The sequence below is a fragment of the Rhodopseudomonas palustris genome, assembly GCF_007005445.1.
In the GTDB taxonomy this organism is placed as follows: Bacteria; Pseudomonadota; Alphaproteobacteria; order Rhizobiales; family Xanthobacteraceae; genus Rhodopseudomonas; species Rhodopseudomonas palustris_G.
Window position 1 is genome coordinate 3,021,531 of record NZ_CP041387.1, and the last position, 24,043, is coordinate 3,045,573.

At 64.7% G+C, this 24,043-nt stretch carries 22 protein-coding genes; 13 read left to right on the forward strand and 9 right to left on the reverse strand.

What is annotated here, in order from left to right; all coding sequences use genetic code 11:
• Positions 1-107 precede the first annotated feature (107 nt).
• Positions 108-596, reverse strand: a complete 489-nt coding sequence (locus FLL57_RS13850) for a pilus assembly protein N-terminal domain-containing protein (protein ID WP_013501442.1) — start codon at positions 594-596, stop codon at positions 108-110.
• 399 nt (positions 597-995) lie between these two features.
• On the opposite strand from FLL57_RS13850, the gene FLL57_RS13855 reads away from it, so the two are divergent.
• The 9 genes from FLL57_RS13855 (at position 996) to FLL57_RS13895 (ending at position 9,858) form a co-directional block, all read left to right on the forward strand.
• Entirely contained in the window at positions 996-1,163 is a 168-nt protein-coding gene (locus FLL57_RS13855) for a Flp family type IVb pilin (RefSeq protein WP_013501441.1), read from the forward strand.
• Positions 1,164-1,507: 344 nt separating this feature from the next.
• The gene (locus FLL57_RS13860; RefSeq protein WP_142883176.1) at positions 1,508-2,032 is read left to right on the forward strand and encodes an A24 family peptidase; all 525 of its coding nucleotides are present in this window, start codon (positions 1,508-1,510) and stop codon (positions 2,030-2,032) included.
• A gap of 124 nt (positions 2,033-2,156) precedes the next feature.
• Entirely contained in the window at positions 2,157-2,939 is a 783-nt protein-coding gene (gene cpaB, locus FLL57_RS13865; protein ID WP_142883177.1) for a Flp pilus assembly protein CpaB, read from the forward strand.
• Positions 2,940-2,952: 13 nt separating this feature from the next.
• A complete protein-coding gene (locus tag FLL57_RS13870; RefSeq protein ID WP_142883178.1) occupies positions 2,953-4,389 on the forward strand; it encodes a type II and III secretion system protein family protein in 1,437 nt (478 codons plus the stop codon).
• A 19-nt stretch (positions 4,390-4,408) separates the two neighbouring features.
• A complete protein-coding gene (locus FLL57_RS13875; protein WP_142883179.1) occupies positions 4,409-5,137 on the forward strand; it encodes a CpaD family pilus assembly protein in 729 nt (242 codons plus the stop codon).
• Positions 5,134-6,405 (forward strand): AAA family ATPase, encoded by a 1,272-nt coding sequence (locus tag FLL57_RS13880; protein WP_013501436.1) that lies wholly within the window; start codon positions 5,134-5,136, stop codon positions 6,403-6,405. The genes FLL57_RS13875 and FLL57_RS13880 overlap by 4 nt, the downstream gene beginning before the upstream one ends.
• Before the next feature lie 21 nt (positions 6,406-6,426).
• The gene (locus FLL57_RS13885) at positions 6,427-7,887 is read left to right on the forward strand and encodes a CpaF family protein (protein WP_142883180.1); all 1,461 of its coding nucleotides are present in this window, start codon (positions 6,427-6,429) and stop codon (positions 7,885-7,887) included.
• Positions 7,888-7,899: 12 nt separating this feature from the next.
• On the forward strand, positions 7,900-8,874 hold the full coding sequence (locus FLL57_RS13890) for a type II secretion system F family protein (protein ID WP_013501434.1): 975 nt from the start codon (positions 7,900-7,902) through the stop codon (positions 8,872-8,874).
• A 9-nt stretch (positions 8,875-8,883) separates the two neighbouring features.
• A complete protein-coding gene (locus tag FLL57_RS13895) occupies positions 8,884-9,858 on the forward strand; it encodes a type II secretion system F family protein (protein ID WP_013501433.1) in 975 nt (324 codons plus the stop codon).
• A 28-nt stretch (positions 9,859-9,886) separates the two neighbouring features.
• Here FLL57_RS13895 and FLL57_RS13900 read toward each other — a convergent pair whose 3' ends face one another.
• A complete protein-coding gene (locus FLL57_RS13900; protein ID WP_013501432.1) occupies positions 9,887-10,678 on the reverse strand; it encodes a tetratricopeptide repeat protein in 792 nt (263 codons plus the stop codon).
• 112 nt (positions 10,679-10,790) lie between these two features.
• On the opposite strand from FLL57_RS13900, the gene FLL57_RS13905 reads away from it, so the two are divergent.
• Both FLL57_RS13905 and FLL57_RS13910 read left to right on the forward strand, forming a co-directional pair.
• A complete protein-coding gene (locus FLL57_RS13905; protein WP_013501431.1) occupies positions 10,791-12,173 on the forward strand; it encodes a leucyl aminopeptidase family protein in 1,383 nt (460 codons plus the stop codon).
• Positions 12,166-13,023 (forward strand): NlpC/P60 family protein, encoded by an 858-nt coding sequence (locus FLL57_RS13910; RefSeq protein WP_142883181.1) that lies wholly within the window; start codon positions 12,166-12,168, stop codon positions 13,021-13,023. Before FLL57_RS13905 ends, FLL57_RS13910 begins: the two co-directional genes overlap by 8 nt.
• Here FLL57_RS13910 and FLL57_RS13915 read toward each other — a convergent pair.
• From FLL57_RS13915 to FLL57_RS13945, 7 genes are all read right to left on the reverse strand, one after another.
• Positions 13,007-13,645: an NUDIX domain-containing protein gene (locus tag FLL57_RS13915; protein ID WP_013501429.1), complete on the reverse strand. Its 639-nt coding sequence runs from the start codon at positions 13,643-13,645 to the stop codon at positions 13,007-13,009. The two genes, FLL57_RS13910 and FLL57_RS13915, sit on opposite strands and share 17 nt — an antisense overlap.
• Before the next feature lie 7 nt (positions 13,646-13,652).
• Complete coding sequence (locus FLL57_RS13920; protein ID WP_013501428.1) at positions 13,653-15,290, reverse strand: ABC transporter ATP-binding protein; 1,638 nt, start codon at positions 15,288-15,290, stop codon at positions 13,653-13,655.
• Between the two features lie 5 nt (positions 15,291-15,295).
• Complete coding sequence (locus FLL57_RS13925) at positions 15,296-16,474, reverse strand: ABC transporter permease (RefSeq protein WP_142883182.1); 1,179 nt, start codon at positions 16,472-16,474, stop codon at positions 15,296-15,298.
• Entirely contained in the window at positions 16,474-17,583 is a 1,110-nt protein-coding gene (locus FLL57_RS13930) for a microcin C ABC transporter permease YejB (RefSeq protein WP_013501426.1), read from the reverse strand. Before FLL57_RS13930 ends, FLL57_RS13925 begins: the two co-directional genes overlap by 1 nt.
• A 1-nt stretch (position 17,584) precedes the next feature.
• Entirely contained in the window at positions 17,585-19,441 is a 1,857-nt protein-coding gene (locus tag FLL57_RS13935) for an extracellular solute-binding protein (protein WP_142883183.1), read from the reverse strand.
• A 14-nt stretch (positions 19,442-19,455) separates the two neighbouring features.
• Complete coding sequence (locus FLL57_RS13940) at positions 19,456-21,351, reverse strand: extracellular solute-binding protein (RefSeq protein ID WP_013501424.1); 1,896 nt, start codon at positions 21,349-21,351, stop codon at positions 19,456-19,458.
• Between the two features lie 211 nt (positions 21,352-21,562).
• Positions 21,563-22,117, reverse strand: a complete 555-nt coding sequence (locus FLL57_RS13945; protein WP_013501423.1) for a c-type cytochrome — start codon at positions 22,115-22,117, stop codon at positions 21,563-21,565.
• A gap of 227 nt (positions 22,118-22,344) precedes the next feature.
• Here FLL57_RS13945 and FLL57_RS13950 point away from each other — a divergent pair, with 227 nt between their 5' ends.
• Complete coding sequence (locus FLL57_RS13950) at positions 22,345-23,082, forward strand: 3-deoxy-manno-octulosonate cytidylyltransferase (protein WP_142883184.1); 738 nt, start codon at positions 22,345-22,347, stop codon at positions 23,080-23,082.
• A gap of 59 nt (positions 23,083-23,141) precedes the next feature.
• Positions 23,142-23,996 carry a prephenate dehydratase gene (locus FLL57_RS13955; RefSeq protein ID WP_013501421.1) on the forward strand — a complete coding sequence of 285 codons (855 nt, stop codon included), beginning with the start codon at positions 23,142-23,144 and terminating at the stop codon, positions 23,994-23,996.
• Positions 23,997-24,043 lie beyond the last annotated feature (47 nt).

Below are 24,043 nucleotides of genomic sequence, written 5' to 3' on the forward strand. Positions count from 1 at the left end.
CATTGTTGAAGTGTTTCGCAGGATTGGAGCAAAATGCCACGCGACGTTAGGCGTTCGTCAACCATACGGCGCCGGCGGGAACCCGGATCGGCCGGCCTCTGCCGTCATCAATTCGTCTTGGGAGTCGATGCGCCGCTCGCCTGCTCGTTGAGCTTCCCGGTCTGATCCATGGTCGACTTGAAGTAGTTTTCGGAATCGCCCAGCGTCACCCGACGCTCGCAGATCGGCGCACAACTGTAGGATTCCCGGTCGATACCGCGATACACTGTCACGACCTTGTCGGAAGGCCCTTCGACCTGGATCAGCCGATCGGCGACGATCGCGCCCTTGCGGTCCATCGCGATGACGTTGGTGGCGCCGTAGCCCTTGCCGGTGACGACCACCATGCCACCCGGCTGCAAGGTCACGTCCGCGATCAACGGATTGCCGACCACGATGGTGGCGATGTCCTGCGGCAGCCTGATCAGCTTGGCCTGATCGACATTGACCGAAATCGAATCCTCGGTGCCGGCGGTCGCCGATGCCGACAGCAAGCCCAGCAGCAGCGAAGGAATGAACAAGGTTGCGCCGAGGCGGCGCGTGAGGATCGACGACATACTCAACTCCGGGACGTTTACGAGCCGACCTAAGCGATACGCAGCGGTGCCGGCGCCCGATGGAGCGAGGGTGACGCCAATTGATGAACGAACTGCAAATCGAATGCTGAGGATTCGATCGAGTTTGTCCGGTTTTGAAGCAGACGATCTTTCGAGGGGCATGAAGCAAGGTAACGAGACGCCGGTGCAGCCTGACTTTCGTCGACAATTACTTCAAATTAACAGCACATTTACCGTCCCGGATAAGTGCGGCCGAAACACCCGATCCCCCCATTTTTACGCAATCGAATTAACTGCACTGCAATTTCCACCCCATACGGTTAGTTCCATGGTCACGGTGCTGAGAACGCCGGCAAGACCAAACAGAGTTCGACAGCCACGTGTACATGGAGCTACCCGATGAAGAACATCGTTGCGCGTTTCATCAAGGACGAATCCGGCGCCACCGCCATTGAGTACGGCCTGATCGCCGCCGGCATCGCACTGGCGATCATCGCCGCCGTTCAGGGCGTCGGCGGCCAGCTTTCGACCAACTTCACCAAGATCAAGGACGAACTGGCGAAGTGACGCGTCGCGGCTGATTGATAGGCAAAGGCCTCGGTTATCCGAGGCCTTTTTGCTCCGCGACCGGCTTCAGGACGACAACGGAATGCCTCGGCAATCATGAACAGCGTGGTTAACCGTGCTTCGAAACAGAGGGTCTCGCGGCTCGACCTCCGAGATCTCGACGCCCGGGCGGCGGTGTGCGCGGCGCTCGTGCTCGGCATCGTGGCAGTCGCGATACGGATCGCAACGATCTGGTGAGCGGCCGCTGTCGTTTCCCGATCATTCACCTCTGCCCACTAAGCTGACCGACGTGGTCGGCGCAAGTCGCGACCGCCTTTGCCCTGCCTCCTCGGCGAGACCCGATCATGATCGCTGATCTTCTCCGCCTGCTGCTGTTTCCCGCGCTGATGGTGTTCGCGGCGACCAGCGACCTGCTCACGATGACGATCTCCAATCGTGTATCGCTGCTGCTGCTGGCAGGCTTCCTCGTGCTCGCTCCGATGTCGGGCATGAGCCTCGCCGTGTTCGGCATGCATATCGGCGCCGGCGCAGCAGTGCTGGCCGTGGCGTTCGGATGCTTCGCGATGGGCTGGATCGGGGGTGGTGACGCCAAGGTCGCGGCGGCGGCGGCGCTGTGGTTCGGCTTCGGCGACCTGCTGGACTTTCTGCTTTACGCCTCGCTGTTTGGCGGCGCGCTGACGCTGCTGCTGCTGAGCTTCCGGCAGTGGCCGCTGCCCTATGTGTTCGCCGGCCAGACTTGGCTGCTGCGACTCCATGCCCAGGAGACCGGGATCCCCTACGGCATCGCGCTGGCGATGGGCGCGCTCGCGGTGTATCCGCAAACCGACTGGATCGGGGCGGTCGACCTCGCCCGGTTCACGCTGCACTGACAGCGCAGGAACTTCCCGTTAACGCGATTTAGATACGCCTCATTAACCATGCTTTGACGAATAGCTGGTCAACTCGCCTCACTGCGGCGGGTGCGCCGCCCGTGTCATGTGGAAAGTGAAGCGTATGAATACCGCGCGCATTGTCGTCCTGACCATCGCAGTCGGTGCCGGCGGCGTCGCCGCTTATCTGGCCAGCACCGCCGGGCCGCAGCCGCAGGCCCCCGCCGAGCCGGTCGCAAAAATGCAAACGGTCGAGGTCCTGGTCGCCAGGAACGATATTCCGCTCGGCCAGGCGGTCGCCCCCGGTGATCTGCAATGGCAGACCTGGCCCGCCGCCACGGCCAGCTCGCATTTCATCCGCCGTAACGACCAACCCAACGCCACGACCGATCTCGCCGGATCGATCGCGCGGTCGCCGTTCATCGCCGGCGAGCCGATCCGCGAGCAGAAACTGGTCAAGGCCAACGGCTCCGGCTTCATGGCCGCGATCCTGCCGAGCGGCATGCGCGCGATTTCGACCGAGATCTCTCCGGAAACCGGCGCTGGCGGCTTCATCCTGCCCAATGACCGCGTCGACGTGATCCTGTCCAAGCGAGAAAAGAACTCGGATCGTCCGAGTGGCGAGCAGATCGTGTCCGAGATCATTCTGAGCAACGTCCGCGTACTCGCGGTCGACCAGACGATCGAGGAGAAGAATGGCCAGAAGGTCGTGGTCGGCAAGACCGCAACGCTGGAGCTGAAGCCCGAGCAGGCCGAATACCTGGCGCGGGCGCGGCAGAGCGGAACGCTGGCGCTGGCGCTTCGCAGCCTCGCCGACGCCGGTCAGCCGTCCACGACCGAAAACGACGCCAAGCGCGACTCCGTCAATATCGTGCGCTACGGCGTCACCACCCAGACGTCGAAATGATCGGGGGACGGAAATGAGTCGCAGAACCGGCCTTCAATCGACGCGATCCCTGCGCGGCACCGCCATCGCACTGTCCACCGCAGCGGTGCTGACACTGATCCCAGCCTGGACGGCAGCCCACGCAAGCGACTACCGCGCCGCGCCGGCTGCGTCCGGCGGGCTGAACGCGCAGTCGGTCGCGCTGGGCATCGGGAAGTCGATGGTGATCGACCTTCCCCGCGACATTAAGGACGTGCTGGTGGCCGATCCGAAGATCGCCAATGCGGTGATCCGGTCGGCGCAGCGGGCCTACATCATCGGCGCCGCGGTCGGACAGACCAACATCGTATTCTTCGATTCGACCGGCCGGCAGATCGCCGCTTACGACATCGCCGTGACCCGTGACCTCAACGGCATCCGGACCGCGCTCAGGCAGACGTTGCCGACCGCCGACATCCACGTCGAAGGACTCGGCGAAGGCGTGATGCTGAACGGCTCGGTGGCCTCCCCGATCGAGGCGCAGCAGGCGTTCGATCTGGCCGCCCGTCTGGTCGGCGACGACAAGAAGGTGGTGAACAACATCGCGGTCCGCGGTCGCGACCAGGTGATGCTGAAGATCACCGTCGCCGAGGTGCAGCGCGACATCGTCAAGCAGCTCGGAGTCGATCTCAGCGCCAACATGGCCTACGGCACCGCCGTCGTGAACTTCAACAATACCAACCCGTTCACGCAATCGGGCAGCGCCCTTGTGCCCAACAATGCGCTGACCACCAAATTCGGATCGCTGCCGTCGGTGACCGCGACCCTGCGGGCGATGGAGAGCGCGGGCGTGGTGCGCACCCTTGCCGAACCGAACCTGACGGCGATTTCCGGCGAGCCCGCGACGTTTCTGGCCGGCGGCGAATTTCCGGTGCCGAGCGGCGTCACCTGCACCAACGGCGTTTGTACCCCGTCGGTTGTGTTCAAGAAGTTCGGTATCCTGCTCAATTTCACCCCGGTGGTAATGACCGCAGGACGGATCAGCCTCAAGGTGATGACGGAAGTCTCCGAGGTGTCGAGCGACAACGCCGTCGTCATCAACAGCCTGTCGGTGCCGTCAATCAAGACTCGCCGGGTCGAAAGCACTCTGGAGATCCCCTCCGGCGGCTCGCTGGCGATGGCCGGCCTGATCCAGGAGCAGACCAAGCAGGCGATCAACGGCATGCCGGGCGCCGCACAACTGCCGATTCTCGGAACGCTGTTCCGCAGCCGCGACTACATCAATCGCCAGACCGAACTGATGGTGCTGGTCACCCCTTACGTGGTGCGGGCGGTGGCACAGAAAGATCTGTCGCGGCCCGACGACGGCTTCGCCGACGCGTCCGATCCGCAGAGCGATCTGCTCGGCAGCCTCAACAAGCTCTACGGCGTTCCCGGGCGGAGCGAGCCGGCACGCACCTATCGCGGCCGTTTCGGCTTCATCACCGACTAGGCGGAGCGAGGACAAGACGATGACATTGCCTACATCCGCCAGAGCGATGCGCGGCCTCGGTCTCGGGGTCGCCCTGATCGGTTTTTCTCTATCGCTCGGGGCCTGCACCCATACCAAGCGGGAAGTCGAAGTCACCCAGAGCATTCCGACCGACTATCGGCAGCGCCATCCGATCGCGATCCGCGAGGCCGACCGCACCGTCGAGGTGTTCGTCGGAAACGGCCGCGGCGGTCTCACCGCGCTCCAACGCGCCGAAGTCGCCGAGCTCGGCCAGGCCTGGCTCCGTGAAGGCACCGGCGCGATCATCGCCGAGGTGCCCTCCGACACGCCCAACGCCCGCGCCGCATCGGATACGATCCGGGAAATCCAATCGGTGCTGTCCGCCAACGGCGTGCCGCCGCGCGGCGTCACCGTGAAACACTATCGCCCTGCGGATCCGCGCACGTTCGCGACCATCCGTCTGATCTATCCGAAGATCACCGCCGTCGCCGGGCCGTGCGGGCTGTGGCTGGAAGACATCGGCCCCAGCATCAAGAACAAGGGCTACTACGACAACCGCCCGTATTGGAATTTGGGCTGCGCCAACCAGCGCAACCTCGCCGCAATGGTCGAGAATCCGGCCGACCTGGTGCAACCGCGGCCGGAGACGCCGGCCTATACCGCTCGTCGCATGGTGACCAACGACGTCTATCGCACCACCAAACCGGACACCACCGACAAGACCAAGTTGAGCAACGCCGGACAATGATCAGCTACTCGCGCCAGAACCAGGACGAATCGGCGACCGCCGCCCCGGACTCCGGGCCGGACGAGCACATCGCGCCGGCGCCGCGCGTGTCGGTTCAAGCCTTCTGCGAGACCGTCGAAACCGCGACCGCGGTGCAGGCCGCGGGCGAGGACCGCCGCCTCGCCAAAGCCCACCTGAAGATCCAGATGGGCGGCGTCGCCGCTGCAATCGAGGCCTATCGCTCGGCTCCGACGCCGAATGTGATCGTGCTCGAGACCGACGCCCGCAGCGACGTGCTGGCCGGTCTCGACCAGCTCGCCACGGTGTGCGATCCGGGGACGCGGGTCATCGTGATCGGAAAGGTCAACGACGTCACGCTATACCGCGAGCTGGTCCGCCGCGGCGTCAGCGACTACGCGATCGCGCCGGTGCAGCCGATCGACGTGGTGCGCTCGATCTGCAATCTGTTTTCGGCGCCGGAAGCCAAGGCGGTCGGCCGCATCATCGCGGTGGTCGGCGCCAAGGGCGGCGTCGGCGCCTCGACGGTCGCCCACAACGTCGCCTGGGCGATCGCCCGCGATCTGGCACTGGATTCGGTGGTCGCCGATCTCGATCTCGCCTTCGGCACCGCCGGCCTCGACTACAACCAGGACCCGCCGCAAGGCATCGCCGAGGCGGTGTTCTCGCCCGACCGGGTCGACACCGCATTCGTCGACCGGCTGCTGTCGAAATGCACCGATCACCTCAGCCTGCTCGCCGCACCGGCGACGCTGGACCGGGTCTACGATTTCGGCACTGAAGCGTTCGACGCGATCTTCGATACGCTACGCGCCACGATGCCGTGCATCGTGCTCGACGTTCCGCACCAATGGACCGGATGGGCCAAGCGGTCCCTCATCACCGCCGACGACATCCTGATCGTCGCGACGCCGGACCTCGCCAATCTGCGCAATACCAAGAACCTGATCGACCTTCTGAAGGCGGCGCGGCCGAACGACCGTCCACCGCTGTACTGCCTCAATCAGGTCGGCGTGCCCAAGCGACCCGAGATCTCCACCGCCGAGTTCGCCAAGGCGATCGAGAGCCCTCCGATCGTCTCGATCCCGTTCGATCCGCAGATGTTCGGCGCGGCCGCCAACAACGGCCAGATGATCGCGGAGATCGCCGCGAATCATAAGACGACCGAGATGTTCCTGCAGATCGCTCAGCGATTGACCGGGCGCGGTGAAGCCAAGAAGTCGAAAGGCTCCTTCCTGGCACCGATCTTGGAGAAGCTGCGGGCCAAGTAAGCCTGGTGTTGGAGTATCGAGGTGTTTGGTAAGCGCGGACCGGAAAACGACGTCAGACCCCCGAAACCGGCGAGCTTCGCGCCGGAGCCGGCGGCGCGCGCGTCCGAATTCCGGCCGGAGGTTCTGTCGCCGCCGATCGCACCCGCACGGGCCGCCCCCACGCCCCCTCCGCCGGCCACAGTCGAGACCCGCCGCTCCGACACCTACTACCAGGTCAAGGCGACGATCTTCGGCGCGCTGATCGAGGCGATCGATCTTGCGCAGCTCGCCAAGCTCGACGGCGAATCCGCGCGCGAAGAGATCCGTGACATCGTCAACGAGATCATCGCGATCAAGAACATCGTGATGTCGATCGCCGAGCAGGAAGAATTGCTCGACGACATCTGCAACGACGTGCTCGGCTATGGACCGCTCGAGCCGCTGCTGTCCCGCGACGACATCTCCGACATCATGGTCAACGGCGCCGGCACGGTCTACATCGAGGTCGCCGGCCGCATCCAGCGCACCGGCATCCGCTTTCGCGACAATCAGCAGCTCCTCAACATCTGCCAGCGCATCGTCAGCCAGGTCGGCCGGCGTGTCGACGAATCCTCTCCTATCTGCGACGCGCGCCTCGCCGACGGCTCGCGCGTCAACGCCATCGTACCGCCGCTGGCGATCGACGGGCCGGCGCTCACCATCCGCAAATTCAAGAAGGACAAGCTGACGCTCGACCAGTTGGTCAAGTTCGGCGCGATCACTCCCGAGGGCGCCCAGATCCTGCAGATCATCGGTCGCGTCCGCTGCAACGTACTGATCTCGGGCGGTACCGGCTCGGGCAAGACCACGCTTCTCAATTGCCTCACCAACTACATCGACGACGACGAACGCATCATCACCTGTGAAGACGCCGCCGAACTGCAGTTGCAGCAGCCTCACGTGGTCCGGCTCGAAACCCGGCCGCCGAATATCGAAGGCGAAGGCCAGATCACGATGCGCGATCTGGTCCGCAACTGCCTGCGTATGCGGCCGGAACGGATCATCGTCGGCGAAGTCCGCGGTCCGGAAGCGTTCGACCTGTTGCAGGCGATGAACACCGGTCACGACGGCTCGATGGGCACGCTCCACGCCAACAACCCGCGCGAGGCGCTGTCGCGCTGCGAATCGATGATCACGATGGGGGGATTCGCGCTGCCGTCGCGGACCATCCGCGAGATGATCTGCGCCTCGATCGACGTCATCATCCAGGCTGCGCGCCTGCGCGACGGATCGCGTCGCATCACCCACGTCACCGAGGTGGTGGGGATGGAAGGCGACACCATCATCACCCAGGACATCTTCGTCTACGACCTGCTGGGCGAGGACGCCAACGGCCACATCGTCGGCCGACACCGCGCCACCGGCATCGGTCGTCCGCGATTTTGGGAACGCGCCCGCTACTACGGCGAAGAGCAACGACTCGCCGCGGCGCTCGATGCCGCGGAGGTCGTCGCGACCCCATAAGGAGCCGGTGCGATGGAGATGCAGACGCTCGCACTCGGCTTCTTCGCGGCGGTCGCCGTCGGCGGGGTGGCGTGGGTCTTCATCTATCCGCTGCTGTCCGGCGAGAAGAATGTGGAGAAGCGGCTCACCTCCGTGGCCAGAACGACTCCGGCCGTTCGTCAGGTCGACCGCACCCAGCGATCACGTCGCGAGCAGATCGAGGGCTCGCTGAAGGAAATCGAGACCCGCAGCCAGAAGCAGAAGAACGTTCCGCTGGGAATGCGTCTGTCGCAGGCGGGACTGGATTGGACGCCCGCCAAGTTCGGCGTGGTCTCCGCCGCGATCGGCGTGGTGGTCCTCGGCATCGCGATCATGATCGGCACCGGGCTTGTGGCCGCGGCCGGTCTCGGCTTTGCGGCCGGCTTCGGCCTGCCGCGCTGGACACTGGGCTTCCTCAAGCGGCGCCGCGAAAAGAAATTTCTCGCAGCCCTCCCCGACGCGGTCGACGTCATCGTCCGCGGCATCAAGGCGGGATTGCCGCTGTTCGATTCGATCAAGGTGGTCGCCGCCGACGCGCCGGAGCCGCTCCGCAGCGAATTCAACGCGATCATCGAGACCCAGGCGATCGGCATGCCGCTCGCCGACGCCTGCGCCCGGCTGTACGAGCGAATGCCACTGCCCGAAGCCAATTTCTTCGGCATCGTGATCGCGATCCAGCAGAAGTCCGGCGGCAACCTCTCGGAAGCACTCAGCAACCTTTCCAAGGTGCTGCGCGATCGCAAGAAGATGGCCGAGAAGATCCAGGCGATGTCGATGGAGGCCAAAGCCTCGGCGACGATCATCGGGGCGCTGCCGCTGATCGTGATGCTGCTGGTTTACCTGACCACCCCCGACTACATCTCGTTACTGTGGACGCATCCCACCGGGCGGCTTCTGCTCGCAGGCTCCGCGCTGTGGATGTCGGCAGGCATCTTCGTGATGAAGAAGATGATCAATTTCGACTTCTGAGGGCGATCCATGGTCGATTTTCTGATCGAGAAATTCCACGATACGCGCTTCATGGCGACGCTGCTCGCGGCGATCGCGGCCGCCGCCACCGCCTACACGCTGGTCACCCCGTTCATCGTCGGCGATACCTTGGCCAAGCGGATGAAGGCGGTCGGCAGCGAACGCGAGCGGATACGCCAGCGCGAGCGTGACCGGCTCGCCAAAGCAGAAAAAGTGTCGCTGCGCCAGGCGCCGAAGAAATTCGTGGCCCGCGTGGTGGAAGACTTTAACCTCGCCAAATGGCTGGCGCAGGAGAGTGCGCGCGACAAGCTGGTGATGGCCGGCTATCGCGGCCAGGCGCCCTACATCACCTTTCTGTTCTTCCGCCTGGTGATGCCGGTCGTCTTCGGCCTGGCTTCGGCGCTGTACATCTTCGTGATCACCGATCTGCAGCAGCCGCTCACCGTCAAGATCGGCATTTGCATCGCCGCGATCTTCTTCGGCATGCAGGCTCCCATGCTGTTTCTGAAGAACGCGATTCAGAAGCGGCAATTGTCGATCAAGCGGGCGTTTCCCGACGCGCTCGATCTGCTGCTGATCTGCATCGAATCCGGCATGTCGATCGAAGCGGCGTTTCGCCGGGTGTCGATCGAGATCGGCTCGCAGTCGATACCGCTCGCCGAAGAGTTCACCCTTACGACTGCCGAATTATCGTACCTGCAGGATCGCAAGCAGGCCTACGAAAACCTCGCGCAGCGCACCGGCCTCGACGGCGTCAAATCGGTCTGCCTGGCGCTGCAGCAGTCGGAGCGCTACGGCACCCCGCTCGGTCAGAGCCTGCGGGTGATGGCACAGGAGAACCGCGACATGCGGATGAACGAGGCCGAGAAGAAGGCCGCCGCGCTGCCGCCCAAGCTCACCGTTCCGATGATCGTGTTCTTCCTGCCGGTGCTGTTCGTGGTGATCCTCGGCCCGACCGGCATCCGCCTCGCGGCGATGCAGTAACGCATCGAGACCCGGCCGTGGTTCGCCGTCAGCGGCCCGAAGCCATCACGCCGCGGCCGGCACGCGCCGCGTCCTGGCCGCTCACCATCTGCTTGAGATAGGCGACGTTGGCGGCCGCTTCGTCCGGCGGCAGATCCGCACGGACGATCGACTCCGCCTCGGCGTAGCGGCCCTGCAATCCGATCACCAGCGCCAGATTCTGCCGTACCCGCTCGTCGGCCCGGCCGCTGGAATAGGCCTGACGCAAGGTCTCTTCGGCCCTGGGCAGTTCCTTGGTCAGCACATAGGACATGCCGAGGTTCGACAGCACCGAGGGCTCGCCCGGCGCCAGCCGCAACGCGCTGGCATAGTAGCGCCGCGCCTCGTCGTTGCGACCCATCTGGTCCAGCACGGTGCCCTGCACCGACAGAATCCGCCAGTCCGGATTGTCCGGGCTGTGTGCCCGCGACAGCGTATCGAACGCGAGTTGGAAATTGCCGTTGTCGGCGAGCGCGCGGCCGTAGGCGGCGCGCACGGCCTTGTTGCTCGGATTGGCGAGCGAGGCTTTTTCCAGCACCGCCACCGCCTGGGCGCGCTGCCCGATCGCACGCAGCGCGTTGCCGTAAGCGATAGCAGCGGCGGGATCGCTCGGTCGCGCCCGGTATCGCTCACCGGTGATATCCGCAGTGCGGCTTGGATCGGCCGGAGCCTCGCTGCGTTCGCCGAGCGCCCCCGTGACGCCCGACATGCCCACCGTCTTGCAACCTGCGAGACTGACCGCAAGGCTGACGGTCAGCGCCGCGGATGCAACAAACCGGGCAAGACAAGACAGCTCGCGCATGGCACCCTTACTCACAAAGCCGACGACTTCCGGCTCAGCAATAGAGCGTTAACCCTAATGTTGGGTTAATCCGATGGCGTCGCCGCCGCCCACGATTCGAAAGACGCAACTCATGCACGCGATGTTTCAATCTGTTTCCGACCAGCCGGCCGTTCCGATCTCGTTCGTCACCAGATCGAGCTGGGACACGATCCGCGCCGGGCTGCCCGAAGCCGCGCAGCGGTTTGCGGCGGCGGCGGGCTACAACGGCAAACCCGGGCAGTATCTGGCGCTGCCAACGGCGGAAGGCGACATCGGCCACGTGTTGTTCGGGCTCGACGAGGCGGATGCCAAGGGGCACGACCCGTTCCGTCCCGGCGCCCTGCCCGGCCTGCTGCCGGCCGGCAGCTATCGCTTCGCCAACGCGCCGCACGACGCCCGGCTCGCGGTGCTGGCCTTCGCGCTCGGGGCCTACAAGTTCGGCCGCTATCGCCACGCCGAGCCCTCGGCCGTGAAACTGGTGCCGCCGGACGGCATCGACGTGGCAGCGATCAGCCGCACCGCAGAAGCCGTGGCGCTGGCACGGGACCTGATCAACACCCCGGCGAACGACATGGGACCGGCCGAACTTGCCGAAGCGGCGCAGGTTCTGGCGCAACGCTTCGGTGCGACATTCGACACGATCGTCGGCGACGACCTCGCCACCCGCAACTTCCCGCTGATCCGCGCCGTCGGCATGGCCTCGACCCGCGCGCCGCGGCTGATCGACCTGACCTGGGGCGACGCTTCGCATCCGAGGGTGACGCTGGTCGGCAAGGGCGTTTGCTTCGACACCGGCGGGCTCGACCTGAAGCCGTCGAGCGCCATGCTGATCATGAAGAAGGACATGGGCGGCGCCGCCAACGTCCTGGCGCTGGCCTCGATGATCATGGATGCCGGATTGAAGCTGCGGCTGCGCGTACTGATCCCGGCTGTCGAGAACGCCGTCGCCGGCAATGCGATGCGTCCACTCGACATCTTCGCCTCACGCAAGGGGCCGACCGTCGAGATCGGCAACACCGACGCCGAAGGCCGCTTGGTGCTGGCCGACGCGCTGGCCTATGCGGATGAAGAAGCCCCCGACCTGTTGATTGATCTCGGCACCCTGACCGGTGCCGCCCGCGTCGCGCTCGGTCCCGACCTGCCGCCCTACTACACCAACGATGAAGCGCTGGCGCTGGACCTCGCACGCCACGCGAAGGCCGAGCACGATCCGCTGTGGCGGATGCCGCTGTGGGCCCCGTACGACTCGTGGCTCGACTCCAAGGTCGCGAACATCAACAACGCGCCGTCCGGCGGCTTCGCCGGCTCGATTACCTGCGCGCTGTTCCTGCAGCGTTTCGTCGAAGCAGCCAGGAGCTGGCTGCATGTCGACATCTACGGCTGGACCCCGAAGGCCAAGCCCGGCCGGCCCGAAGGCGGCGAATGCCAGGCCGCGCGCGCGATCTTCGCGCTGTTGAGCGAGCGCTATGGCTGATCCAGAGTTCGATCGGAGACTGACGCCGGCGCGGCCCGATCTCGCGGCGAGACATCTCGAAGGCCAGGTCGCCGCTGCGCGGTTCGTCGACGGCGAGACCTTCGCGATCGGCGCCGCGATCGCACCGCTGCGGCGGACGCCGCACACCGACGCTCCGCTGGAGACCGAGGCGCTGCTCGGCGAACGCGTCGTCATCTATGATCGCAACGACGACGGCTGGGCGTGGGGTCAGCTCGTGACCGACCACTATGTCGGCTGGCTGCCGGTTGCGGCCTTGCGTCGATCCGCCTCGAAGCCGACCCACAGGGTTTCAGCACTCCGCGCCTTTGCTTTCCCCGCTGCGTCGATCAAATTGCCGCCGATCGCGACGTTGCCGCTCGGCGCACGGCTCGCGGTTCTCGGCGAGGACGCGGGCTTCGCAGTCACGCAGGACGGCTGGTACCTGCCCCTACAGCACCTTGCCGCGCTCGATTGCTTCGAGACCGACTTCGTGGCCGTCGCCGAGCGCTTCGTCGGCACCCCGTATTTGTGGGGCGGACGTACCAGTCTCGGCATCGATTGTTCAGGACTGGTCCAGACCGCGCTCGCCGCCTGCGGCATCAACGCTCCCCGCGACAGCGATATGCAGGAGGCAGCGCTGGGGAAACCGTTGCCGCTCACTGGCGGGCCGGCGCTCAAGCGTGGCGACCTGATGTTCTGGAAAGGCCACGTCGCGATCGTGCGCGACGCGGAGAGCATCGTTCACGCCAACGCGTATCACATGGCGACGGCGATCGAACCGGCGCAGCAAGCGATCGTCCGGATCGCAGACGGCGGCAGCGCCCTGACCGCGATCAAGCGGCTCGGCTGAAACACTCCCGCAACTGCGCACGATTCAGTGCCAGCCACTGCATCGCGGTGACCAGCAGCGCGTTGCTGAACGCGCCCCGGCTCAGCGCCGCGAGCGCCTCGTCGATCGACACGACGAACGGCTCGGTGTCCTCGTCCTCTTCGGCAAGACCGGCACGTTGCAGCACCGCGCTGGAATCGACGTGGCCGACGAAGAACACGATCTGCTCGTCGGTGATGCCGGGCGTCGGCAGCACGCAGTACAGCTCCGCGAGCTGATCGGGAGCGACCCCGATCTCCTCGATGCATTCACGTCGCGCGGCCTCGGCATCGGTTTCGTGCGGATCGATCCGCCCGGCAACGATCTCGACCATGTCGCCGCGCCCGGTTGCGAAATGCGCCGGCAGCCTGAACTGACGGATCAGCACCACCGCGTCCCGTGCGAGATCGATCGGGATCACCGCGGCGACCCGGCTGGCGCGCAGCACATCGCGCTGCTGCAGCAACGGAGGTTCGCCCTCGCGCCGCAGCGAAACCTCGTAGCGTTCGTAGGCCATAAAGCCCTTCCCGATCGTCTCGGGCACCGACACGGTAACATCGGCCGCGCGATCCGCGAGCTGATCAGTTTCGTCACGTTCGCTCATCAAGCACCTATTGCGCCGCGGCGACGTCCGGAGCGGTTTCGAGCCGGAACGCGGCGGCAAACAGCGCTCGCGTATAATCCGTCTTCGGGTTTTTGAACAGCTCCGCCGCCGGGCCTTCCTCGACGACCTTGCCGTGCTTCATGACGATCAGATGACTGGCGAGCGAGGCGACGACTCGCAGGTCGTGGGAAATGAACATGTAAGTGAGATCGCGCTTGCGCTGCAATTCGCGCAGCAGGTCGACCATCTGCGCCTGAAACAACATGTCGAGCGCGCTGGTCGGCTCGTCGAGCACGACGAAGTTCGGCTCCAGCACCACTGCGCGCGCGATCGAGATGCGCTGCCTCTGGCCGCCGGAGAACTCATGCGGATAACGGAAGCGCGTCGCCGGATCGAGACCGACATCCGTGAGCGCCTTGACCACCCGCGCCTCGCGCTCGGCCTCGCCGATCTGCGGCTGGTGCACGCTCAGTCCCTCGGCGATGATGTCGCCGACCGACATGCGCGGGCTGAGCGCGCCGAACGGATCCTGAAATACGATCTGCATGTCGCGGCGGAACGGCCGCATCTGCTTGAACTTCAACCCCTGGATATTGTTGGACAGAAACACGATCGGGCCTTCGGAGGAGATCAGCCGCAACATCGCCAGTCCCAGCGTGGTCTTGCCCGAACCGGACTCGCCGACCACACCGAGCGTCTCGCCCTTGCGGATCGCGAGCGTCACGCCGTCCACCGCCTTGATATGGCCGACGGTCTTGCGCAGCAGCCCGCGCTTGATCGGAAACCAGACCTTGAGATCGTCGGTCGAAATCACGACCGGCGCGTCGGGACGCGGCGGGGCCGGATCCGGCTTCGGCTCGGCGGCGAGCAGCGCCTGCGTGTAGGCGTGCTGAGGTGCGGTGAAGACTTGTTCGACAGGCCCCTGCTCGACGATCTTGCCGGTGTGCATCACGCAGACGGTGTCGGCGATGCGGCGGACGATGCCGAGATCGTGGGTGATGAACAGCATGCTCATTCCGAGTCTGGCGCGGATGTCGGCAAGCAGCGCCAGAATCTGCGCCTGCACGGTGACGTCGAGCGCGGTAGTCGGCTCGTCGGCGATCAGCAGATCCGGCTCGTTGGCCAGCGCCATCGCAATCATCACCCGCTGCCGCTGGCCGCCGGACAGTTGATGCGGATAGCTGGCAAGCCGCGTCTCGGGCTCGGGAATGCCGACCTGGGTCAGCAGTTCGACGATCCGCGCCCGCGCCTTGGCGCCGCGCGGACCGCTGTGCAGTTGCAGGATCTCGCCGATCTGCTGCTCGATCGTGTGCAGCGGATTGAGCGAGGTCATCGGCTCCTGAAACACGATCGAGATCTCGTTGCCGCGAATGCCGCGAATCTCGTGCTCCGACATCCCGAGCAGCTCGCGGCCCTTGAACCGGATCTGACCGGACGGATGCGAAGCGCTCGGATAAGGCAGCAGCTTCAGGATCGACAGCGCACTGACCGACTTGCCCGAACCGGACTCACCGACCAGCGCGACGCATTCGCCGCGTTTGATCTGGTACGAAACATGGTCGACCGCGGTGGTGGTGCCGCTCGGCTGGTGAAACGCAACCGACAGATCGCTGACGTCGAGCAGGGGCTGGTTGATCGCGTCCATGCGGCTCACCTGAACGTCTTGCGCGGGTCGAAGGCGTCGCGAACGGCCTCGCCGATGAAGATCAGCAGCGACAGCATGACCGCAACCGCGAAGAAGCCGGTGAAGCCGAGCCAGGGCGCCTGGACGTTGGCCTTGCCCTGCGCCAGCAGTTCCCCGAGCGACGGCGAGCCGGGCGGCAGGCCGAAGCCGAGGAAGTCGAGCGCGGTGAGCGTCATCACCGAGGACGAGACGATGAACGGCAGAAACGTCATGGTCGCCACCATCGCGTTCGGCAGCAGGTGCCGCACCATGATCTTGGCATTGGAAACACCCAGCGCGCGAGCCGCGGTGATATATTCGAAATTGCGGCCGCGCAGGAATTCGGCGCGCACCAGACCGACCAGCGACACCCAGGAAAACAGCAACAAAATGCCGAGCAGCACGAAGAAGCCCGGCACCAGCACCGACGACAGGATCAGCAGCAGATAAAGCGACGGGATCGCGGTCCAGACTTCGATCAAGCGCTGGAAGGTCAGATCGACCCATCCGCCGAAATAGCCCTGGATACCGCCGGCCGCGATGCCGATGATCGACGACACAATCGTCAGGCTCAGGCCGAACAGGATCGAGATCCGGAAGCCGTAGATCAGCCGCGCCACCACGTCGCGACCCTGATCGTCGGTCCCGAGCCAGTTGTACTCGAGGTCTCGACAGCTCTTGACGTCTTTCTTGGCGACCACCGCCGCGCATTCCTGTTCGGTCAGCATCCAGGTCGGTTTCGACGGCGCCGGCGTCGGCAGATCGAGATTGTGGGTGCCGTAGGAGTAACGGATCGGAGGCCAGATCACGACGCCTCCCTTGTCGGCGATCAGCTTCTGCAAATATGGGTCGCGGTAATCGGCCGCCGTCTCGAAATCGCCGCCGAAGGTGGTCTCGGAATACGTCACGACGGCTGGGAAATAGTAATGACCGTCGAGCTTGATCAGCAGCGGCCGGTTATTGGCGATGAACTCGGCGAACAGCGACACCCCGAACAGCACCAGGAATATCCACAAGGACCAGTAGCCACGGCGATTGGCCTTGAAGTTCTGCCACCGCCGCTTGTTCAGCGGCGACAGCGCCAGCCGGTTTCGCGTCGGCGGTACTGCCTCGCCCAGCGGCATGTTGGTGGTGCTCTCGATCGGCTCGCGTGCGATCAGCGTCATCAGACGTCCCGCGCCTCGAAGTCGATCCGCGGATCGATCCACATATAGGTGAGATCGGAGATCAGGTTCACCACCAGGCCGACCAGCGAAAACACGAACAGCGTTCCGAACACCACCGGATAATCCCGGTTCAACACGCTCTCGAAACCGAGCAGGCCGAGCCCGTCGAGCGAAAAGATGGTCTCGATCAGCAGCGATCCGGAAAAGAACGCGCCGATAAAGGCGCTCGGAAACCCGGCGATCACGATCAGCATGGCGTTGCGGAAGATGTGACCATACAGCACCTGGGTCTGGCTGCAGCCCTTGGCGCGCGCGGTCATGACGTATTGCTTGCGGATCTCGTCGAGGAATGAGTTCTTGGTCAGCAGCGTCATGGTGGCGAACGCGCCGAGCGCCATCGAGATCAGCGGCAAGGTCAGGTGCCAGAAATAGTCGATGATCTTCCAGTACCAGGGAAAATCGCTCCAGCCGTCGGATGTCAGCCCGCGCAGCGGAAACCAACTGAAGAACGAGCCGCCAGCGAACAGAATGATCAACAGGATCGCAAACAGGAAGCCCGGGATCGCAAACCCGATGATGATCACCGCCGAAGTCCAGGTGTCGAACTTCGAGCCGTCCTGGACCGCCTTGCGGATGCCGAGCGGGATCGACACCAGGTAGGTCAGTAGCGTCATCCAGATTCCGAGCGACATCGAGACCGGCAGCTTCTCCTTGATCAATTGCAGGACGCTGACGTCGCGGAAGTAGCTGTTGCCGAAATCGAACCGGGCGAAATTCCACAGCATGATCGCAAAGCGCTCGGGTGCCGGCTTGTCGAAGCCGAACTGTCTCTCCAAACTCTTGACGAATTCGGGATCGAGGCCCTGCGCACCGCGATATTTCGAGTTGACCGCATCGGCCGACCCCGCCGCTTGCGGCCGCGAACCGAAATCGCCGCCGGACGAGCCGGAGACGCGCGACGATGCGCCTGTGTCGGCACCAGAGATCTGCGCGATCACCCGTTCGACAGGCCCGCCCGGCGCGAACTGCACCACGACGAACGACACGAACAGAATCCCGAGCAGCGTCGGAAACATCAGAAGAATGCGGCGGGTAATATAGGCGGCCATGCTATTTCCCTCGGCCGGCGGCCGCCGTATCGGTCGCCCACCACAATTCCGGCACGCCGACGCCGGCATATTTCGGCAGTTTGGACGGATGGCCGAACACGTCCCAATACGCCAGCCGGTGCGAAGCAGAGTACCATTGCGGCACCCAATAGCGGCCGGCGCGGATCAACCGGTCGAGCGCCCGGGCGGCGACCACCAGCTTGGCACGGCTGTCGGCGGCGATCACAACGTCGATCATCGCGTCGATCGCCGGATCGGCGATGCCGGCGAGATTGTTGGAGCCCTTGGTCGCGGCTGCCTGCGACGAGAAGAAGTTGCGGAGGGCGTCGCCCGGCACGGTCGAAAAGCTGTAGCGCTCGATCGCCAGATCGAAATCGAAATCGTCACGTCTGGCTCGAAGCTGCACCGGATCGACCTGCCGCAAACTGGCATCGATCCCCAGCGTGCCGAGATTCTTGATGAACGGCATGTGGTGCGGCTGAAATGCCGGCTCGTCCAGGAGAAACTCGACACGGAACGGTTCGCCCGATGGTGTCAGCCGCTTGCCGCTCTTGATCTCGAATCCCGCCTCGTTGAGAAGCTGCGCCCCCCGGCGCAACAACGAACGGTCCTGACCGGAGCCGTCGGACGCCGGCGGCGAGAACGGGACAGCGAACACTTCGTCCGGCACCTTGCCGCGGAACGGTTCGAGCAGCGCCAGCTCCCCCTGCGAGGGTGGGCCCTCCGCCATCATGTCGGAGTTCTGGAACGGCGACACCGTGCGGGCATAGGCGCCGTACATGATCGTCTTGTTGGTCCACTCGAAATCGAACGCGCAGCCGAGCGCTTCGCGCACGCGTGGGTCCTTGAACTTGTCGCGGCGAGTGTTGATGAACCAACCCTGCGCGCCCGACGGGGTTTCGTCCGGCAGTATATCGCGCTTGACGCGGCCGTCACGGACCGCCGGGAAGTCGTAGCGGGTGTTCCAGATCCGCGAGGTGAACTCTTCGCGAAAGAGATAGCTCCGCCCGGTGAAGCCTTCGAAGGCGACGTCGCGATCGCGATAGAATTCGAACCGCACGGTGTCGAAATTGTAAGTCCCGATGTTGACCGGGAGCTTGGCGCCCCACCAATCAGGCACCCGATCGAATTCGATGTAACGGCCCGATTCCAGCCGGCCGACCTTGTAGGGCCCGCTGCCGAGCGGCACGTCCATGGTGGATTCATCGAACCGCTGCTTGGAATAGTAGGCTTCCGAGAACAACGGCAAGCCGGCGACGAACAGCGGCACGTCCCGTCCACGCTTCGGCTTGAAGGTCGCCACGAGCGTGGTGTCGTCCTCGGCCTTCGCTTCGATGAAGTCACGCAGTTGTTGCGTGATCACTGGATGGCCTTTGGCTTTGAGGATGTTGAGCGAGAACGCGGCATCGCGCGCGGTCAACCTACTGCCATCGTGAAACCGCGCTTCGGGTCGCATCGTGAAGCGATAGCTCAGACCGTCGGCGGAGATCGCCACCCTGGAGGCGGCGAGACCGTACATCGCGTCCGGCTCGTCACCGGCCCGCGCCATCAGGGTCGTGAAGGTCAGGCCCATGCCCTGGGCTCCGTCCCCCTTCAGGATATAGGCATTGAGCGAATTGAAGGTCAGAAACGACTGATTGAACGCGCGGACCGACGGGATGGTCGAGAACACGCCGCCCTTCGGCGCATCGGGATTGACGTAGTCGAAATGGGGGAAATCGGCGGGGTACTTCAGATCCCCGAACGCCGACATGCCGTGAGCAAGAGTCTCGGCGGCGGCGGCGGCGGCGCGAAACTGGGCCGCCGCAAGTGCGCCGACGCCAAGAGCGAGCACGTTGCGGCGATTGAGCGGCGCCATACCCGGAGCGATCCTCAAGAGCGCTTGCCGAGCTTGGCGGCCCTGTCGGCGTCGTACCACCACAGCGACGGCAATCCCGAGCGCGCATATTTAGGCAGCGGCGCGTGGCCGAAGCGGTCCCACCGCGCGTAGCGCATGAATCCGTAGGTGAATTGCGGCACGACGTAGAAGTTCCACAGCAGGACGCGGTCGAGCGCCCGCGTCGCCGCGACCAGCGAGGGACGATCCTTGGCGAAGATAACCTTGTCGATCAGCGCATCCACCGCCGGGTTCTTGATACCGATCGTGTTCTGCGAGCCCTGCTGATCCGCCGACTGCGATCCCCAATAGTCGCGCTGCTCGTTGCCGGGAGACAGCGACTGGCCCCACAGGTCGGTGATGATGTCGAAATCGAACGCACGAGTCCGGTTCTGATACTGCGCATCATCGACCACCCGGATCGAGACGGTGACGCCGAGCCGCTCCAGCGAAGGCCGGTAGAACAGCGCGATGCGCTCGGAGGACGGATCCCGTACCAGCATCTCGACCACGACCGGCTTGCCGGACGGATCGACCAGCTTGCGATTCTGGATGTCGAAGCCGGCCTCTTTCACCAGCCTGATGGCTTCGCGCAAATTGGCGCGAACCGCCTCCGGACTGCCGCCGACCGGGTTGGTGTAGGGTTGCGTGAACAGCTCGGCCGGCACCTTGTCGCGCACGGTTTCCAGCAGCGCCAGCTCCTGCCCCTCCGGCAGGCCGCTGGAGGCAAGCTCGGTGCCCTCGAAGAAGCTCGCGATCCGCGTATACTGGCCGTAGAAGAGCTGCTTGTTCATCTCCTCGAAATCGAACGCATAATTGAAGGCTCGCCGCACCCGGGCGTCCTTGAACATATCGCGGCGGGTGTTGAGCACGAAGGCCTGCATCCGCCCCGAATCGTTGATCGGAAACTCCTCCTTGACGACGCGCTTGTCGGTGATCGCCGGAAAATCGTAGGCAGTGGCCCACTGCTTGGCGGAGTTCTCCATGATCCAGTCGGCCTGGTCGGCCTTGAAGGCTTCGAGCGCCACGGTGTTGTCGCGGAAATACTCGAAGCGCAGTTCGTCGAAATTGTACTGGCCGATCCGCGCCGGCAGCTTCTCGCCCCAGTAGTCCTTGACTCGCTCCAGCGCGATCGAGCGGCCGGCGACGAAGTCCTTGATCCTGTAAGGCGCCGAGCCGAGCGGCGGCTCCAGCATGGTCGCCGAGACGTCGCGCTTGCGCCCCTGGGCGTCGGTGCCTTCCCACCAATGCTTCGGCAGGATCATCAATTCGCCGACGATGGTCGGCAGTTCGCGATTGCCCGGAGCATCGAATGTGAATCGGATGTCCCGCTCCCCGATCTTCTCCGCCTTGACGACGTGACGGTAGTACGAGGCGTAGCGCGGGCTGTATTTCTTCAGCGTGTCGAACGAAAATACCACGTCGTCGGCCGTCACCGGCTTGCCGTCGTGCCAGCGAGGCTCGGTGCGCAATCGGTAGACGACCCACGAAAAATCGTCGGGATGCGCGGCGGACTCGGCGAGCAGACCATAGACGGTGCCGACCTCGTCCAGCGACGAGGTCATCAGCGTCTCGTAGAGATACCCGACCGGGGCGGCGATGTTACCCTTCACGCCCGCGACCGCCAGATTGAAATTGTCGAAGGTGCCAAGCGCGATCTGCCGCGCCGCGCCTCCCTTGGGCGCGTTCGGATCGACATAGTCGAACCGGGCGAACCCAGCCGGATATTTCAGGTCGCCGAACAGCGACAGGCCGTGCCGCCACTTCGCCCCCTCCAGCGCAGCCTCGGCATGCGCCGCGCCGACCGCGAACAGGCCGGGGCTGAGGTTGAGAGCCGGGGTCGCAGCGACCAGCAGGCCGCCCTGGAGAAGATGTCGTCGGGTCAACGTCACGATACGGAAATCCCTGTTCGCTGCGGTGATCGGCCAGACCGGACCTGCCTGAGGATTCGTCCGATTATGGCGATTTTGGCGGAGGATAACACCCCGCACACGGCCGACTTGCGGCGAAAGGTCCCGGTTACCGATGTTTAATCCGCACCGGCGCGCAAACAAAACGGCCGGGCAGAACCCGGCCGCTCAAACGCCAACATTGGGAAAATCGTTACTTCTCTGCCGTCGCCGGCAGCGGCTCGGGCTTGTCGGAATTCTTGTTGAGATAGGCGATCAGGTCGGCCCGCTCCTTGTCGTTCGGGATGCCGGCGAAGCTCATCGCGGTCCCGGGGATGTACCCCTTCGGGTTCGCGAGGAACTTGTTCAGTTCGTCGAACGTCCAGGCGCCGCCCTTGGCCTTCATGGCCGCCGAGAAATTGAAGCCACCGCGACCTTCGCCACGGTGGTCGCCGACGATCCCGTAAAGATTGGGGCCGACGCGGTTCGGGCCGTCCTTCTCGAAGGTGTGGCAGGCCGCACACTTCCTCGCAGCTTTGGAGCCCTGGTCGACCGATGCGGTTTGCAGCAGCTTCTCGATCGGCTCGTCGGCCTTCGGTGCGGCATCCTTGCTGGGAGCAGGCTCCGCCTCCTTCACCGCGATTGCATAGCCCTGCTTCTCGGGTTTGGTCGGGGAAAAGATCGCCTGGGCGGCGAAGTTCGACAACAACAGGATCAGGCAGGTGCCGAAGATCGCCCCGACGATTTTGTTGAGTTCGAAAGTATCCATTTTCGCTCGCGTTTCAGAACCGGCCCGTGAGCGGGCATTGTTCATCGGAGGCATTCTCAACGCTACTTTAGTCGAGATGAGATATCGGTTTGCCCCCGCGCTGGCAACCCGTATAAACGCCTCACGCGCGCCGCATCGGGCAGCCTGATACCAGTTCCGGGCTGTCGTTGCGTTGCACCATTCGCGACATGCGATCCTCGCTTTCGCGGCAATGCGATTCCCCGACGATGACAGCTCCCGAGACCCTGGTCCTGATTCCTGCCCGGATGGCCGCGACGCGCCTGCCCGGCAAACCGCTGCTCGACATCGCCGGTTTGCCGATGGTGGTGCAGGTGCTGCGCCGGGCGCAGGCGGCGGAAATCGGTCGGGTGGCGGTGGCCACCGACACCCCGGAGATCGCCGCTGCCGTGACCGCCCATGGTGGCGAGGTGGTGATGACCCGCGCAGATCATCCTTCCGGATCGGACCGCATCTTCGAGGCGCTGCAGACGCTGGATCCGGAGGGCCGGATCCAGACCGTGATCAACCTGCAGGGCGATTTCCCGACCATCCGGCCCGAGCAGATCGGGGCCGTGCTGTCGCCGCTCGCCGATCCCGCCGTCGACATCGCCACGCTGGCGGCCGAGATCCATACCGACGAAGAGGCCACCAATCCCAACGTGGTCAAGGTGGTCGGCTCGCCGCTGGCTGCGGACCGGTTGCGGGCGCTGTACTTTACCCGCGCCACCGCTCCCTGGGGCGACGGGCCGCGCTACCACCACATCGGCCTGTACGGCTACCGCCGCGCCGCCCTGGAGCGCTTCGTGGCGCTGCCCCCTTCTCCGCTGGAAGGTCGCGAAAAGCTCGAACAGCTCCGTGCGCTGGAGGCCGGCATGCGGATCGACGTCGGCATCGTCGACAGCGTGCCGCGCGGGGTCGATACGCCGGCCGATCTCGAGACCGCGCGGCGCGTGCTGGTCGGCTGAGCCGCCCCTCTGGCGAAAACCGCTGCGGCTGCTAGAACGCCCGCCAGACACAGGACGCTATGACCCAGACCATGAAAATCGCATTCCAGGGCGAACCCGGCGCCAATTCTCACATCGCGATCAGCGACGCCTACCCCACCGCCGAGGCGATGCCTTGCGCCACTTTCGAGGACGCGCTGAGCGCGATCTCCTCGGGCGAAGCCGATCTCGGCATGATCCCGATCGAGAACTCGGTCGCCGGCCGCGTCGCCGACATCCATCACCTGCTGCCGACCTCGAAACTGTTCATCGTCGGCGAATGGTTTCTGCCGATCCGGCATCAGCTCGTGGCGGTGCGCGGCGCCAAGCTCGAAGACATCAAGACGGTCGAAAGCCACGTCCACGCGCTCGGCCAGTGCCGGCGGATCATCCGCAAATTCGGCCTGAAGCCGATCGTCGCCGGCGACACCGCGGGCTCGGCCCGCGTCGTCGCCCAGCGCGGCGACAAGAGCTGCGCGGCGATCGCCTCGCGGTTGGCGGCGCAGATCTACGGCCTCGACATCCTCGCCGAGGACATCGAAGACGAGACTCACAACACCACCCGCTTCGTGGTACTGGCCCGCGAGCCGCGCTGGGCGCAGCAGGGCTCTGGCCAGCTCGTCACCACTTTCGTCTTCCGTGTCCGCAACCTGCCGGCGGCGCTGTACAAGGCGCTCGGCGGCTTCGCCACCAACGGCGTCAACATGACCAAGCTGGAAAGCTACATGGTCGACGGCAATTTCTTCGCCACGCAGTTCTACGCCGACGTCGAAGGCCACCCTGAGGATCGCAACCTCGCTTTCGCGCTCGACGAACTGAAGTTCTTCTCCCGCGAATTCCGCATCGTCGGCGTCTATCCAGGACACCCGTTCCGGGCGACGTTCAGCGAGCGCTGACTTCGGGTAGCGCCATTGCGAGAAGCGTAGCGACGAAGCAATCCAGC